This is a genomic window from Streptomyces tagetis (genome assembly GCF_018069565.1).
In the GTDB taxonomy this organism is placed as follows: domain Bacteria; phylum Actinomycetota; class Actinomycetes; order Streptomycetales; family Streptomycetaceae; genus Streptomyces; species Streptomyces tagetis.
The window spans coordinates 316,025-329,612 of sequence record NZ_JAGPNL010000008.1; the positions used below are offsets into that span (position 1 = coordinate 316,025).

Below are 13,588 nucleotides of genomic sequence, written 5' to 3' on the forward strand. Positions count from 1 at the left end.
TCCGGAAACCGCCGGTGACCCCACCGGGCCCGGCCCTAGGGTCGGTGCCCTGGAGCGGGTCGTGCGGTCGACGGGCCCACCCTTCCTTTCCCCCTTCCTCTGTGAGTCCCTGGAGCATGATGAGCACGCCGAGCCCCGCCTCCCCCGCCCCGTCCCGCCGTCCCGGGCTGCTCGCGGCCGGCGCGGCCACGGTCACCGTCGTCCTGTGGGCCTCCGCCTTCGTCGCCATCCGCAGCGCGGGCGAGTCCTACTCGCCGGGGGCGCTGGCGCTCGGCCGGCTGCTCTCCGGAGTCCTCGCGCTCGGGGTGTTCTGCCTGCTGCGCCGCGAGGGGCTGCCGCCGCGCGCGGCCTGGCCGGGCATCGCCGTCTCCGGGCTGCTGTGGTTCGGCTTCTACATGGTCGCGCTGAACTGGGGCGAGCAACTCGTCGACGCCGGTACCGCCGCCCTGGTCGTGAACGTCGGGCCCATCCTGATCGCCCTGCTCGGCGCGCGGCTGCTCGGAGACCCGCTGCCGCCCCGGCTGCTGGCGGGGCTGGCGGTGTCCTTCGCCGGGGCGGTGACGGTGGGGCTGTCGATGTCCGGCGGGGGCGGCGCCTCGCTCCTCGGGGTGGTGCTGTGCCTGCTGGCGGCCGTGGGGTACGCGGCCGGGGTCGTGGCCCAGAAACCCGCCCTCGGCCGGGCGAGCGCCTTGCAGGTGACGACGTTCGGCTGCCTGATCGGCGCGGTGGTCTGCCTGCCGTTCGCGGGGCAGTTGGTACGGGAGGCGGCCGAGGCGCCCGTCTCGGCGACGGTGAACATGGTCTACCTGGGGCTCTTCCCCACCGCGCTGGCCTTCACGACGTGGGCGTACGCGCTGGCCCGGACGACGGCCGGCCGCATGGGCGCGACGACGTACGCCGTCCCGGCGCTGGTCGTGCTGATGTCCTGGCTGGTGCTGGGCGAGGTACCTGGTCCGCTCACCCTGGCCGGTGGCGCGCTCTGCCTGGCGGGCGTGGCGGTCTCCCGGTCGCGCCGCCGGACGACTCCGGTGGCCTCCGGGGAGGCACCAGGGGCACGGAGGCGAAACGCGGACCGGGTCTAGGAGTTGCCGTCGGGCGCGGGCGGCCACGGCTTGGGCGTGTCCCGGGTGAGACGGCGTGTCGGCGGTCGGGCGACACGCGCGTACGGCATCCCGGCGTGTCGGCACTCTGCCGACACGCGCCGCGCGTGCCCGGCCGGTGTGTCGGCACAGGGCCGACACGTAAGTACGAGCACGGCCGCGTGTCGGCGGTCGGGCGACACACGCGTACGCCCCCGGCGTGTCGGCACTCTGCCGACACGCGCCCCGCGTCCCCACCCGGCGTGTCCGCACAGGGTCGACACGCGCGCACTACCGGCCCGCCGTGTCTGCTCTTGGGCGACACGCCGACCCGCGGACCGCCCGGCGGCGTGTCGGCAGTTGGGCGACACGCCGTGGAGAACCGCCCCGCGTGTCGGCCGTCGGGCGACACGCCCCAGAGAACCGCCCGGCGCGTCGGCGATCAGGCGACACGCACGTCACCCCCGCTCCGCGCGCGCCCGCACTCTGCCGACACGCCGCTCAGCTCACTCCCGGCGTGTCGGCACTCTGCCGGGGGCCCGGCGTGTCGCGCGGTCCCCCGCGCCGCCGTCCCCCGCGCCGCCGCCTCCCGCCCGTGCCCGGTCGCCCTCCGGTCCGGTCGCCGGGGCGCGGAGGGCGACCCCGGCGGAGAGCAGCAGTAGTCCGCCGAGCATGACGAAGGGCGCGGCCACTCCGGCGACGCCGGCGATCAGGCCCGCGGCGGCGGGGGCGGCGACCTGGCCGAGGCGGTTGCCGGTCAGCCGCAGGGCGAGGGCCGTCGAGCGGGCCCCGTCGGGGGCGGCCTGGACGACGGTCGTCATGGAGAGCGGCTGGCCGACCCCCAGGCAGAACCCGAGGAACGCGAGCATCAGCCCCAGGGCCCACACCGGAACCGGCAGCGCGAGCCCCGCGCAGAGCAGGGCGGCCAGCAGGCAGGTCACCGTGAGCAGCACGGTACGGCCGAGCAGCCGCAGCAGCGGCGTCAGCACCAGCCGGCACGCGATGGTGGCCGCGGCCCGCAGACTGAGCAGGAGGCCGATCACGGACGGGGCGATGCCCCGGTGCTCGCCGACCACGGGCAGGTAGGCGGTGAGGATGTCGGTGGCAGACAGCACGGAGAGGCTGATCAGGATGCCCGCGGGCACCCCCCGGGCCCGCAGGATGCCGCCGACGGGGACGCGGTTCCTGCCGTCCGGGGCCGTTGCCCGCGCCGCCGGGTGCTCGATGCGCCAGAGCGAGGTGAACGCGACCGACGCCCCCGCACCCGCGACGACCAGGGCGAGGGCACTGCTGCCCGCCATGTCCCGGCCGCCGATCAGCACGCCCGCGGCGATGGGCCCGACGAGCTGCCCGAGGGAGGCGCCGATGGTGAAGTGGCCGAAGTTGCGGTCCTGTTCACGGGGCGCGGACTGGCGGGCGACCAGCGACTGGGCGCCGATGACGAAGCAGAGGTGGCCCATCCCCATCACGCCGCTCCACAGGGCCATCGTCCAGAGCGACCCGGCGACACCGCTGAGCGCGCAGCCCCCGGCGATGAGCACCACGCCGACGGGCAGCAGCGGCGCGCAGCGGCCGTGGTCGGTACGGCGGCCGAGGGGCACGGCCGCGAAGAGCGGCAGCAGCGCGTAGACACCGGCGATCACGCCGACGGCCCGTTCGTCGGCGCCGAGGGCGAGGGCCCGGTAGGAGACGGCGGGCCGGGCCATCGACACCGCCCCCTGGGCGAAGCAGAAGGCGATGACGAGGCGGAGCAGCCAGCCGCGGTTCCCACCGGGCCTCATGGTCGTGTCCTTTCCGTACGGCTCCCCCACGGAGCCGGGTCCGCGCGGCTCCCCCACGGAGCGGGGCCGACGATCAGATGGTCCCGAACAGGATGCCCGCGCCCAGCACGACCAGGCTGGTGAGGACCGCCCACTTCACGACGAACCGCGTGTGGTCGCCGAACTCGACCCGGGCCATGCCGACCAGGACGTAGACGGCGGGGACGAGGGGGCTGGACATGTGCAGGGGCTGGCCGACGATGGAGGCGCGGGCTATCTCCAGCGTGGGCACGCCGTGCGCGGCGCCGGCCTCGGCGAGCACCGGCAGGACACCGAAGTAGAAGCCGTCGTTCGACATGAAGTAGGTGAGCGGGAGGCTCAGCAGGCCGGTGACGAGGCCCATGTGCGGGCCCATGCCGCCGGGGATGGTGTCGACGAGCCAGCGGGCCATGTGGTCGACCATGCCGGTGCCGGTGAGGACGCCGGTGAAGACGGCGGCGGCGAAGACCATGCCGGAGACGTTGAGGACGTTGTCGGCGTGGGCGGCGATGCGGGCCTTCTGGTCGGGGATGCGAGGGTAGTTGACGGTGAGGGCGAGCGCGGCGCCGATCAGGAACAGCACCGGTATCGGCAGCCACTCCATGATCATGGCGGTGAGCAGGGCCACCGTGAGCAGCGCGTTGAACCAGTAGAGCCTGGGCCGCAGCGTCGCGCGGTTCGGGTCCAGCCCCTGGAAGCCGTCCTCGTCCTGATCGCCGGAGCCATCGGCACGGCCGGAGCCGGCGAGACCAGTGGAACCGGTGGAGCCAGTGGAACCGGTCGAGCCGGTCGAGCCGGTCGAATCAGTCGAACCAGTGGCGTCGGCGGACTCGGCGGAGTCGGCGACGTCACCACCGCCACCGGCCGTGCCGCCCCCGCCCGTCGCCGTCCGCGCGCCGGGGCCCGTGCCGGCGCCGGAGCCCGCGCCCGCCACCGTTCCCGCGCCGACCAGCACCGTCTCGCTCGCGGCGGCGTCCTCGGTGGCATCCTCGGCGGCGTCCTCCGTGCCCTTCCCCGCGTCCTTCCCGGTGTCCAGGACCCGGTCCAGGGTGAGCATGCCGAGCCGGCGGCGCTCGCGCAGTCCGAGGACGTACGACAGGGCGATGACGGCGAGCAGGCCGACGGCGAGGGCCGGGATCATCGGCACGAAGATGTCGCTGGCGTCGACCTTCAGCGCGGTGGCGGCCCGTGCGGTGGGGCCGCCCCACGGGAGGGTGTTCATCACGCCGTTGGCCATGGCCGCGATGCCGGTCATGACGACGAGGCTCATCTTCAGCCGCTTGTAGAGCGGGTACATCGCCGAGACCGTGATCATGAAGGTGGTCGATCCGTCGCCGTCCAGGGAGACGATCGCGGCGAGCAGGGCCGTGCCGACGACGATCCGCAGGGGGTCGGCCTTGCAGAACCGCAGGATCGCCCGGACGATCGGGTCGAACAGCCCGACGTCGATCATCACCCCGAAGTAGACGATGGCGAACATGAGCATCGCCGCGGTGGGCGCGAGGCTGGAGACGCCGTCGATGACGTAGTCGCCGAGATGGGCGCCCTTGCCGACGAACACACAGAACAGCGCGGGGATCAGTACGAGCGCCGCGATCGGCGACATCTTTTTCATCATGATCAGGACAAGGAATGTCGCGATCATGGCGAAGCCGAGGATGGTCAGCATGAGTGGATACCTAACGTTCGCCCTTGAACTCCCACCAGGGCCGGCGGTGCTGCGACGTTAGATGCCGACGAGGAGCGCCAACAAGACGTTGACATGCGAGCAATAAGAGCGAAACTCCAGGTCACAGCGTTGCGACGAGAAACTGGGGGTCAGTCGAGCACCCGGCTGAGGTAGGCGCGCAGCAACTCCCGGGCCTCGTCGATGATCCCCTCGTCGCCCTCGGGATCGACCCGGAAGGCGAGCTGGACGAGGGCGTCGGCGGTCTCCACGGCGATCAGGAAGGTGCGGCGCGGATCGCTGCCGGGCCGGTGGACGAGGTGGCCGGAGAGGAGTCCGGCGAGCCGGTCGGCGACGCGGTGGTTGGGCTCGGCGGGGCGTTCGCCGACGGGGATCTGGTTGCCGAAGTCGACGAGGGAGAAGCCGGGGGCGGTGCGTTTCATGGCGAGGTACTCGTCGAACACCGCGTCCAGCGCGCCGCGCCAGTCGCCCTCGGGCGTCCCGGTCAGCCGCTCGGCGACGCGCTCGGCGTAGCGCTCCAGGTTGCGCTGGGCGAGGGCGTCGACCATCTGCCGTTTGTTGCCGAAGAACCGGTACACCGAGCCGATGGGGACGCCGGCGCGCTGGGCCACGGCCCGGGTGCTGAGGGCGTCGTATCCGGCCTCGTCGAGGAGGCCGGCGCAGGCGTCCAGAATCCTGGTCAGCCGTTCGGCGCTGCGCCGTTGCACGGGGGCGCGGCGCAGCGGGGTCGCGTGGGACACGGCCCTCATGATGCCCGCACGCCCCGCACGGGCACACCGGGGCCCCCGCGTCAGCGTCCGCATCCGGACGGCCCGGGTGCCCGCATCCGGACGGCCCGGCCCCGCGCCGGACACCGGCCGGGACCCCGCCCCGGCGCCGGCCGCGCCCTTCACGGCCCCCACACCCTCGACTCCCTCACCCGCCCCGCCCCGGGCACCTCACCCGCCTCACCCGCCTCACCGGTCCCACCCGTCCCAGGCCACCAGCCCCACCCGTCTCCCCCACACCTCCCCCACCTCACCCGTCGTCCACGGTCTGCGCCGCCCCCGCCCCCCCAGTGGCCCCCGCGCCCCCGTTAGCCCCCGCACCCTCCGTGGCCTCCACGTCCGAGGCGGTGACGTCGGCCGTGCTCTCCACCGGCTTGCCGTCCAGGGCCCAGACCGTGTCGTCGTCCGCGTAGAGGCGGACGGTGACCTGGTGCGTGCCCCGGGAGATCGAGCCGGGCGGGAGGTGGTGGCGCGGGGCGCGCAGCCGGGCGACGAGGGCGCCGTCGACGTAGAGGTGGGCCACGCCCTGCCCGTCCACCGCCCGCTGCGGGGTGCCGGGCGAGGAGAAACGGAAGTCGCGCACCGTCAGCCGTACGTCCCAGTCGCCGTCGGCACCCGGCTTGATCTCGATGCCGACGCGGGGCGGACGCCCCGGGTCCGCCTCGCGGTAGCGCCGGCCCTCCTCGTCGGTGGCGGTCAGGAGCCGGCCCGGCGTGGACGACTCTCCGGCCCCCGGTTCCGCCCCCTCTCCGGAGCCGCAGCCCGTGGTCAGCACCAGGCAGACCGCGAGCGCGGCGAGCACTCTCCGCGTACACGTCATGACCGGAGCGTAGAACACCGGTCCGAGCGGCCGAATCCCCCCGAGGGCGGGTTCCGGTCATCCTCACGACGGAGGACGGGAAGAACGGGGCGCCCTCTTGCGCCCGGGAAAACGCAATCCTACGGTGCTCCATAGGATTCGGCGGCCGAGGGAGCGAACGATGAGCGGGGACACGCGCAAGGCGACGGAGGGGCTCTCCCATCCGCCCCACCTGCCCCATCTGTCCTATCTATCCGGTTTCGGCAACGAGCACAGCTCGGAGGCGGTACCGGGCGCCCTTCCGGAGGGTCGCAACTCACCGCAGCGGGCCCCGCTGGGGCTCTACGCGGAACAGCTCAGCGGCACGGCGTTCACCGAGCCGAGGGCGCACAACCGGCGCTCGTGGCTGTACCGCATCCGCCCCTCGGCCGCGCACCCGGCCTTCACCCGCGTGGACAACGGCGCGCTGCGCACCGCCCCGTTCACCGAGTCGGTGCCGGACCCGAACCGGCTGCGGTGGAACCCGCTGCCCGTGCCCCCGGCCGGGACCGACTTCCTGGCGGGCCTGTGGACCCTCGGCGGCAACGGCGACGCGGCCCAGCGCACCGGCATGGCCGTGCACCTCTACCACGCCAACGCCTCCATGGAGCGGGTCTTCGGCGACTCCGACGGCGAGTTGCTGATCGTCCCGGAGCACGGCGGGCTGCTGCTGCGCACGGAGTTCGGGCTGCTGCGCGCCGAGCCGGGCCACATCGCGCTGGTCCCGCGCGGGGTGCGCTTTCGCGTGGAGCTGCTGGACGAGGAGGCCCGCGGCTACGTCTGCGAGAACTACGGCGCTCCCTTCCGCCTCCCCGACCTCGGCCCGATCGGCGCCAACGGCCTGGCCAACGCCCGCGACTTCCAGGCCCCGGTCGCCGCCTACGAGGACGTGGAGGGCGAGGTCGAGGTGGTGAACAAGTTCTGCGGCAACCTGTGGTCGGCCACCTACGCGCACTCCCCGCTCGACGTGGTCGCCTGGCACGGCAACCACGTGCCGTACGTCTACGACCTGCGCCGTTTCAACGTCATCGGCACCATCTCGTACGACCACCCGGACCCGTCGATCTTCACGGTGCTCACCTCGCCGTCCGACACCCCGGGCCTCGCGGGCATCGACTTCGTGGTCTTCGCGCCGCGCTGGCTGGTGGGCGAGGACACCTTCCGTCCGCCGTACTTCCACCGGAACGTGATGAGCGAGTACATGGGCCTGATCGAGGGCGCGTACGACGCGAAGGCGGAGGGCTTCGTGCCCGGCGGCGGCTCGCTGCACAACATGATGTCGGCGCACGGTCCGGACCGGGAGACCTTCGACCGGGCGAGCGCGGCCGAGCTGCGCCCGCAGAAGGTCGACGACGGGCTGGCGTTCATGTTCGAGACCCGGTGGCCGGTGACCCTCACCCCCCAGGCGGCCGGCGCGGAACACCTGCAACGGCGCTACGACGACGTGTGGCAGGGACTGGAGCGTCACTTCCGCCCGTTGCGCTGAGCACGGGTGACCGGTACGGATAACCCGTGACCTCCTTTGCCCCGGACTCCATCGTCCTGAACCGCAAACTGCCGCTCTGGTACCAGGTGTCGCAGTCGCTGCGCGCGTCGATACTGGGCCGCTCGCCCCGCGACCCGCTGCGCCTGCCGACGGAGGAGCAGTTGGCGGCCCACTACGGGGTGAGCGTCCTGACGATGCGGCAGGCGCTGAAGGAGCTGGAGGACGAGGGCCTGATCTCGCGCCACCGCCGGCGAGGCACGTTCATCGAGCCGCACGTACGACGGGGGGTGCCGGTGCGGCTGCTGGGCTCGGTGGACGCCATCGTGGCCCAGCAGTCCGGCATGGAGGCGACGCTGCTGGACCACGGGGTGGGCCCGGTGCCGTCGGAACTCGCCGAGCACTTCCCGGACACGGCCGAGACGGCGACGTACCACCGGCTGCGCCGGGACGAGACGGGCGAGCCGACCAACCACGCCCGCAACTACGTCCGTCCCGAGCTGGCCGCCCGGATCGACCCGGACGATCTGGCGCGCTGGCCGATGACGAAGGTGCTGCGGGACGTGGTGGGCGTGGACATCAGCCGGATCACGGACAGCGTCCAGGCGCGGCTCGCCGACCCGGAGACGGCGCGGTTGCTGGACGTGCCGCTGCTCAGCCCGATCCTGCACTACACGGGGGTCACGTACGACACGGCGGGGCGGGTGCTGGACGTGGCGGTGATCCACTACCGGGGGGACCGCTTCTCCTTCACCGTGACCCTGGATGCCACCTGAGTCCGGCACCCGCCGTCATACGGCACCCGGCCGTCGTACCGTGCCCGCCGTCGTACGGCACCCGCCGTCGTACGATGCCCGGCGTGACGCACGACGACGCTCCGCCGCTGGCGGACCTCATGCCGTGGTCCGTCGCACCGCCGCGGCTCGGCCGGGGGTGGCCGGCGGGCCCCGACCCGGTCTCCCTCGCGCGCCGCTGGGACGCCCTGCTCGCGGCAGCGGGCCCGGACCGCGCGGCCCTGTTCGAGCCCTCGCGCTCGCGCACGCTCGACACCCGGGTCGGGCGTCTGCCGGGCGGGGTGGGCGGCACGGGCAGGCTGGCGCGGGCCGGGGGCCCGTGTCCGGGGCCGGTACGGGTGCTGCGGGCGCCGTTCGACGAGCAGTGGCTCATCCCGGACCACCGGCTGATCGACGCGGCCCGGCCGGAGTTGTGGCGGGTGGCGGACGAACGGCAGGTCTTCCTGGTGGAGTTGCCGGAGGGACCGGGTCCCCGGCTCCTCGCGACCGAGCTGCTGCCGCTGGCCGGGCCCGCCCGGGTCCGTCCGCTGTACCGGCGGCCCGGCGCGGCGGAGCCGAACCTCGCCCCGGGGCTGCTGGACCACCTGGGGGCCCGGCTCGGCCGGCGGCCCGACCCGCTCGACGTACTGGCGTGGATCGTGGTGGCGGCCCGGCCGGACGGCGGGGTGCCGCTGACCGCCGATCCACGGCTGTGGGAGCGCGGGGTGGCGCTGGGCCGCCGGGCGCTGTGGCTGATGTGCCGGGACGGGGAGCGGCCCAAGCTGCCGGGCGGGCGCCGCCCCTACGTCCGCGCCCCGCTGCCCGCGCGCCCGTCGGACCTCGGCTACGACGCGGAGGCGGAGGCCCTGACGCTGGGCGAGGGCCGGGTCTCCCCGGTACCGCGTGCGGCGTGGGAGTTCGAGGCGGGCGGGGGCCGGGTGCTGGAGCGCTGGTTCGCGGCCCGGACGGAGGGCGGGGAGCCGGGCACGCTGGCGGCGATCGGCCCGGCGTCCTGGCCACAGGCGTGGACGTCGGAGCTGCTGGAGCTGATCACGGTCCTCGCGCTGCTCGCCGACGTGCGTGCGCGGTGCGCGGAGCTGACGGTCACGGAGCCGGTCACGGCGGGCGAGTTGCGCGGGGCGGGGGTGCTGCCGGTGCCCCGGGCGGCTCGGCGGCCGTCCTCCGTGCTGGACGCGCGGGAGGAGGGGCCGGAGGGGCAGTTGACGCTGCTGTGACCCGGGGGCCCGTGAACCGCACGGGCGGGGAGCGGGGGTCGCGATCTCTGGGGGGCCGGGGGCCGGGAGCGGGCGTCGCGATCCCTACGGGCCCGGAACGGGACTCGCGATCCCTGGAGCCGGAAGCGGAGGCCGCGTTTCCCCACGGTCACGCCGATGCGCCGAGCGGTCACGCAGGCCGTCTGGGACGGTCGCGCGGGTCGTGCCGGGGGCCGGGGCGGAGGTGACGGGCGTCGTGGGACGTGCCGGGCCGGAGCCGGGCCGTCGGGTGTCGCTGGATGTGCCGGTCCGGGTCGGCGGGGAGCCGACCGCCGTCACCGAGGTGACGCCGGAACCGTCGGGCCGTACGGGTCGTACCGTGGGACCGGGTGGGCCGCCGGACCGCGGGGCGGGAAGGCGGTGCGGACGGGCCGCCCGCGCTGGGTGCGCCGGGGTGGCCGGCCGCCGTGGGAGCGCCGGGGGTGGGGCACCGCGCCGGGACGGTGCGACCGCCGTGGCGCGGGCCTCAGTGGCTGCCGAACAGCGAGCGGCGCAGCCGCCGCAGGGGCGCGAAGAGCGAGACGCGGCGCACCCTGGCCCGCCGTCCGCCGGGCTCGTGCACGGTGTCACGGGCGATCAGCTCACGCATCAGCGACGTGGCCTCCACCGTCTCCCGCTGCGGGAGGGCGGGCCCTCCGAGCACCGCGAGGTGGCGGTCGAGACGCGAACTGGTCGCGGCACCCCCGCAGGTGATGGCAGGGACCCTGGCCCTGCGCCGCACTGCTGTTATCTGTTCCATGTCACTCCCCACCCGTACATGTCCGCCCGGCCCCGGGCAGAGTAACCCTATCGCCCCTCCGGGGCCGACGTGTATCGCGCCCGCAGGATTCACCTTCCCCATAAGGGGGTTGACGATTACCCTCCGAATCCGACCGATTCCAGGGCGACTTGGACAAGCGGGGTGCCGGTGGGGCGGGACGACCCCCCTCCGGGCTCGACGGTCACGGCCAGGGAGGCGGGGCCCGGTTCCAGGCCCGATGCGAGCAGGGGCGCGTCCCCGTCGAAGAGCCCGAGGGAGTGCGGTGGTGCGCCGGGGCGCACGAGCCAGAGTTGATGCACGCGGTCGCCCGGGGGGCGTCCGTAACCGCCCAAAGTCACTACCGCGCGCCCCTCTGAGGCGGAGGCCACCACGCCGAGCACACCGCCCGTCTCGTCGGCACCGCCGGCGGCGCGCGCGTCCGGCGCGGCGAGAACGTGGGCGATCTCACGGGCCCGGTCGCGCGCGGCGTCCAGTTCCTCCCGCGTCCGGTGCGCCTCGGCGGCGAACAGCGCGGCGACCACGAGGGCCGCGGCGGCCGTGGTCGTGGCGAACGGCACCAGCAGGAGCCACGGGCCGGACGGCCGGAAGCGGTCGCGCCGGGCCCGCGCGGCCCCCGTCCGGGGCAGCCGCCGCGCGCGCCGCCGGGCGGCGGGCTCCCGCGAGGAGGCGGGCTCCCGGGGAGCGGCCGGCTCCTGCGGTGCGGTACGTACGGCGGCCAGGACCCGGGCGCGCAGGGCGGCCGGGGCGGGGACGGCCGTGGACCGGGCCAGCCGGACGGTGTCCTCGGCGAGGGTGCGCACCTCGGCGGCGCACTCCGCGCACGCGGCGAGGTGGTGTTCGTACCGGTCGCGCTCGGCGTGGTCCAGGGCGTCGAGGGCGTAGGGGGCGGCGAGGGAGTGGAGGTCGTCGCCGGGGCGGGGCGGACGGCGCGGGAGTCTCATACGGCACCCACCAGGCAGGCGCGGAGCCGGTCGAGCCCGTCCCGCATCCGGGTCTTCACCGTGCCGAGCGGTACGGAGAGGCGTTCGGCGACCTCGCGGTAGGTGTAGCCGTCGTAGTAGGCGAGCGTGACCGACTGGCGTTGCAGCGCGGTGAGCCGGTCCAGGCAGCGGCGCACCTCGTCGCGTTCGAGGCCGGCCTCGACCTCTTCCACGACCTGGTCGAAGGCGGGGTGGTGGGAGCGGCGGGCCTCGCGGCGGTCGCGTTCGCCGGCGGCGCGGGCGCTGCGGACCCGGTCGACGGCGCGGCGGTGGGCGAGGGTGAGGGTCCAGGCGAGGGCGCTGCCCCGGGCCGGGTCGAAGCGGGCGGCGGAGCTCCAGAGTTCGAGCAGGGCCTCCTGGGCGACCTCCTCGGCCTGGGCGGGGTCGCGGACCACGCGCAGCGCGAGTCCGTACACCGGGCCGGAGACCAGTGCGTACAGCGCCTCGAAGGCGGCCCGGTCGCCCCGGGCCACGAGCGTCAGCAGTTCGTCCGCGTCCACCCCGCCCCTCTCCCCACAACCGCCTCACCCGGCCCGCCCTTCTCCGCGGGCGGACGCACGTCTCGCAGGGGAGTACGGACGCGCGGGCCGAAAGCGTCAGCGGGGCGGGCGGGAAAACGATCTCGTGCGGAACGGGGCCGGTTCCGTGGGGACGGGAGGGGGAGGTCCCAGCGCCGGCGGGACCTCCCCCTCGTTCTCCGTACCGCTCCTTCTCCTTCCGCCTCCTTCCGCTTGACCGCGTCGGCCGCGCCCACGCGCGGGGCGGGCCTCGGGGGCCGGGGTACGGCCCGGGTCAGGCGAGGCTGTTCAGGACCGGCAGGTAGCCGCCGGACTGGCCGGCCGCGGTCGGGTGGTACGACTCGCCGATGTTGAGCCAGTTCACGCTGTGCAGCCAGGCGTTGCCGGAGCAGATCTCGTGCCCGGTGAACGGCGTGCGGACGTCGCCGAAGGCGAAGCCGTGGTTGGCGGCGCGCTTGGCGATCGCGCTGTTGAGACGGTCGGAGGCGTCGTTGATCGCCTTCCGCTTGGTCTCGGAGAGGCCGATGCAGGAGGCGCCGAGCTGGTAGAAGCGCGGGTAGCCGATGACGACGACCCGGGCGTTCGGCGCCTTGGAGCGGATGGCGGAGTAGACGCCGTCCAGGCTGCCGGGCAGCGTCGAGTCGACGTACGAGGTGGCGGTGGCGATCCGGGACAGACAGACACTGTCGGACTGGAGCACACAGGTCGTCATGACATCGGCGAAACCGGCGTCGTTTCCGCCGATGCTGATCGAAACCAGTCCGGTGGAGGAGCTGAGGGGTCCGAGCTGACCCGCCAGAACATCACCCGTTCGGGCGCCCGAACAGGCCGTGAAGTCGAAGGACGTGGGCGAGTTCGCCGCCGCCCACAGGTACGGGTGGGCCTTCGTGCTGCGCTTGCAGTCACCGCTGGAGGAGATGTACGAACCGGCCCCGACCCCAGAGGAGTAGGAGTCGCCCAGCGCCACATAGCCGCCGGACGCGGCGGTTTGGGCGGCGTGCGCGGCGGCGGCGGAGCCGAGTGCGGCGCCGGCCGCGAGGAGGAGTGAACTCAGGATGCCGACAAGTCGGGAACGTCTCATGGAACCTCCCTTTAGCAGGATCTCTGCGGTAACTGTGATAGCAGCTACGCGCGTTGACCGGAAGTGTCCATGCCAAAAGTGTGCCCGGTCGAGTTCGTTCAAACTCGGACTAAATCCGGCCAGGGGAACGGGGCCTCCTTGACGGCACCTGCCGGGCTGCGTCACATTTGGGCCCGGCATCCGGGGCTTCGGGGGGCAATTCGGCCGTGCGCGCCGACGGAGTCCGGAGGGGATCGGGGGATCTTCGGCGCGAACTCGCCGTCCGCGACAGGCGGATGACCGTCAAATCAGCCAAAAGGTGAGGCCCGTTCGAGGTCTTGCCATACGGGTTCAATCGTCAATACCGTCATACATCTCCCGCGTCGGAACGTCGGCACACGGCCCAGGGGAGGGCTCGGGGCCACGGCGGACCCGGCGCGGAGCGCGGTAGGGGGGTGCCGTGCTCGGCGACCGCACAGGTGGCCGGGCCGTGCCGCGCGGCCGGCTGCCGTTTCTTTCCGGCGCCGGCGGGCTTTGCCAGCTCACCTGGCACGAGCGGAGAACCATCCC

Annotated in this window: 12 protein-coding genes; 4 read left to right on the forward strand and 8 right to left on the reverse strand. The window is 74.1% G+C overall.

The features are described from left to right. Positions 1-119 precede the first annotated feature (119 nt). Positions 120-1,082: a DMT family transporter gene (locus J5Y05_RS25820; protein WP_372450525.1), complete on the forward strand. Its 963-nt coding sequence runs from the start codon at positions 120-122 to the stop codon at positions 1,080-1,082. 503 nt (positions 1,083-1,585) lie between these two features. On the opposite strand, the gene J5Y05_RS25825 is transcribed toward J5Y05_RS25820, so the two are convergent. The 4 genes from J5Y05_RS25825 to J5Y05_RS25840 all read right to left on the reverse strand — a co-directional run bounded on the left by J5Y05_RS25825 (position 1,586) and on the right by J5Y05_RS25840 (position 6,152). Next, positions 1,586-2,860 (reverse strand): MFS transporter, encoded by a 1,275-nt coding sequence (locus J5Y05_RS25825; RefSeq protein ID WP_210875470.1) that lies wholly within the window; start codon positions 2,858-2,860, stop codon positions 1,586-1,588. Between the two features lie 73 nt (positions 2,861-2,933). Further along, positions 2,934-4,547 carry a CitMHS family transporter gene (locus tag J5Y05_RS25830; protein WP_210875471.1) on the reverse strand — a complete coding sequence of 538 codons (1,614 nt, stop codon included), beginning with the start codon at positions 4,545-4,547 and terminating at the stop codon, positions 2,934-2,936. Between the two features lie 149 nt (positions 4,548-4,696). Next, a complete protein-coding gene (locus tag J5Y05_RS25835) occupies positions 4,697-5,314 on the reverse strand; it encodes a TetR/AcrR family transcriptional regulator (protein ID WP_210875472.1) in 618 nt (205 codons plus the stop codon). Between the two features lie 268 nt (positions 5,315-5,582). Beyond that, positions 5,583-6,152 carry a hypothetical protein gene (locus J5Y05_RS25840; protein WP_247615290.1) on the reverse strand — a complete coding sequence of 190 codons (570 nt, stop codon included), beginning with the start codon at positions 6,150-6,152 and terminating at the stop codon, positions 5,583-5,585. Positions 6,153-6,312: 160 nt separating this feature from the next. Between J5Y05_RS25840 and hmgA the strand changes: the two genes are divergently transcribed. From hmgA to J5Y05_RS25855, 3 genes are all read left to right on the forward strand, one after another. Continuing rightward, entirely contained in the window at positions 6,313-7,656 is a 1,344-nt protein-coding gene (gene hmgA, locus J5Y05_RS25845) for a homogentisate 1,2-dioxygenase (protein WP_210875473.1), read from the forward strand. A gap of 26 nt (positions 7,657-7,682) precedes the next feature. Then, entirely contained in the window at positions 7,683-8,429 is a 747-nt protein-coding gene (locus J5Y05_RS25850; RefSeq protein WP_210875474.1) for a GntR family transcriptional regulator, read from the forward strand. 74 nt (positions 8,430-8,503) lie between these two features. Then, positions 8,504-9,661 (forward strand): type ISP restriction/modification enzyme, encoded by a 1,158-nt coding sequence (locus J5Y05_RS25855; protein ID WP_210875475.1) that lies wholly within the window; start codon positions 8,504-8,506, stop codon positions 9,659-9,661. A gap of 505 nt (positions 9,662-10,166) precedes the next feature. Here J5Y05_RS25855 and J5Y05_RS25860 read toward each other — a convergent pair. The 4 genes from J5Y05_RS25860 to J5Y05_RS25875 form a co-directional block, all read right to left on the reverse strand. Next, positions 10,167-10,439 (reverse strand): hypothetical protein, encoded by a 273-nt coding sequence (locus J5Y05_RS25860; RefSeq protein ID WP_210875476.1) that lies wholly within the window; start codon positions 10,437-10,439, stop codon positions 10,167-10,169. Between the two features lie 116 nt (positions 10,440-10,555). After that, the gene (locus J5Y05_RS25865; protein WP_210875477.1) at positions 10,556-11,401 is read right to left on the reverse strand and encodes an anti-sigma factor; all 846 of its coding nucleotides are present in this window, start codon (positions 11,399-11,401) and stop codon (positions 10,556-10,558) included. Beyond that, positions 11,398-11,940 carry an ECF RNA polymerase sigma factor SigK gene (gene sigK, locus J5Y05_RS25870; protein ID WP_210875478.1) on the reverse strand — a complete coding sequence of 181 codons (543 nt, stop codon included), beginning with the start codon at positions 11,938-11,940 and terminating at the stop codon, positions 11,398-11,400. The genes J5Y05_RS25865 and sigK overlap by 4 nt, the downstream gene beginning before the upstream one ends. Before the next feature lie 292 nt (positions 11,941-12,232). Next, on the reverse strand, positions 12,233-13,039 hold the full coding sequence (locus J5Y05_RS25875) for an SGNH/GDSL hydrolase family protein (RefSeq protein ID WP_210875479.1): 807 nt from the start codon (positions 13,037-13,039) through the stop codon (positions 12,233-12,235). Positions 13,040-13,588 lie beyond the last annotated feature (549 nt).

What these genes read in the sequence shown, in the direction of transcription:
- J5Y05_RS25820 (WP_372450525.1), top strand. Translation starts at nt 120, where the DNA reads ATGAGCACGCCGAGCCCCGCCTCCCCCGCCCCGTCCCGCCGTCCCGGG.
- J5Y05_RS25825 (WP_210875470.1), bottom strand. Translation starts at nt 2,860, where the DNA reads ATGAGGCCCGGTGGGAACCGCGGCTGGCTGCTCCGCCTCGTCATCGCC.
- hmgA (WP_210875473.1), top strand. Translation starts at nt 6,313, where the DNA reads ATGAGCGGGGACACGCGCAAGGCGACGGAGGGGCTCTCCCATCCGCCC.
- J5Y05_RS25860 (WP_210875476.1), bottom strand. Translation starts at nt 10,439, where the DNA reads ATGGAACAGATAACAGCAGTGCGGCGCAGGGCCAGGGTCCCTGCCATC.
- J5Y05_RS25875 (WP_210875479.1), bottom strand. Translation starts at nt 13,039, where the DNA reads ATGAGACGTTCCCGACTTGTCGGCATCCTGAGTTCACTCCTCCTCGCG.
- J5Y05_RS25830 (WP_210875471.1), bottom strand. Translation starts at nt 4,547, where the DNA reads ATGCTGACCATCCTCGGCTTCGCCATGATCGCGACATTCCTTGTCCTG.
- J5Y05_RS25865 (WP_210875477.1), bottom strand. Translation starts at nt 11,401, where the DNA reads ATGAGACTCCCGCGCCGTCCGCCCCGCCCCGGCGACGACCTCCACTCC.
- J5Y05_RS25835 (WP_210875472.1), bottom strand. Translation starts at nt 5,314, where the DNA reads ATGAGGGCCGTGTCCCACGCGACCCCGCTGCGCCGCGCCCCCGTGCAA.
- J5Y05_RS25855 (WP_210875475.1), top strand. Translation starts at nt 8,504, where the DNA reads ATGCCCGGCGTGACGCACGACGACGCTCCGCCGCTGGCGGACCTCATG.
- J5Y05_RS25840 (WP_247615290.1), bottom strand. Translation starts at nt 6,152, where the DNA reads ATGACGTGTACGCGGAGAGTGCTCGCCGCGCTCGCGGTCTGCCTGGTG.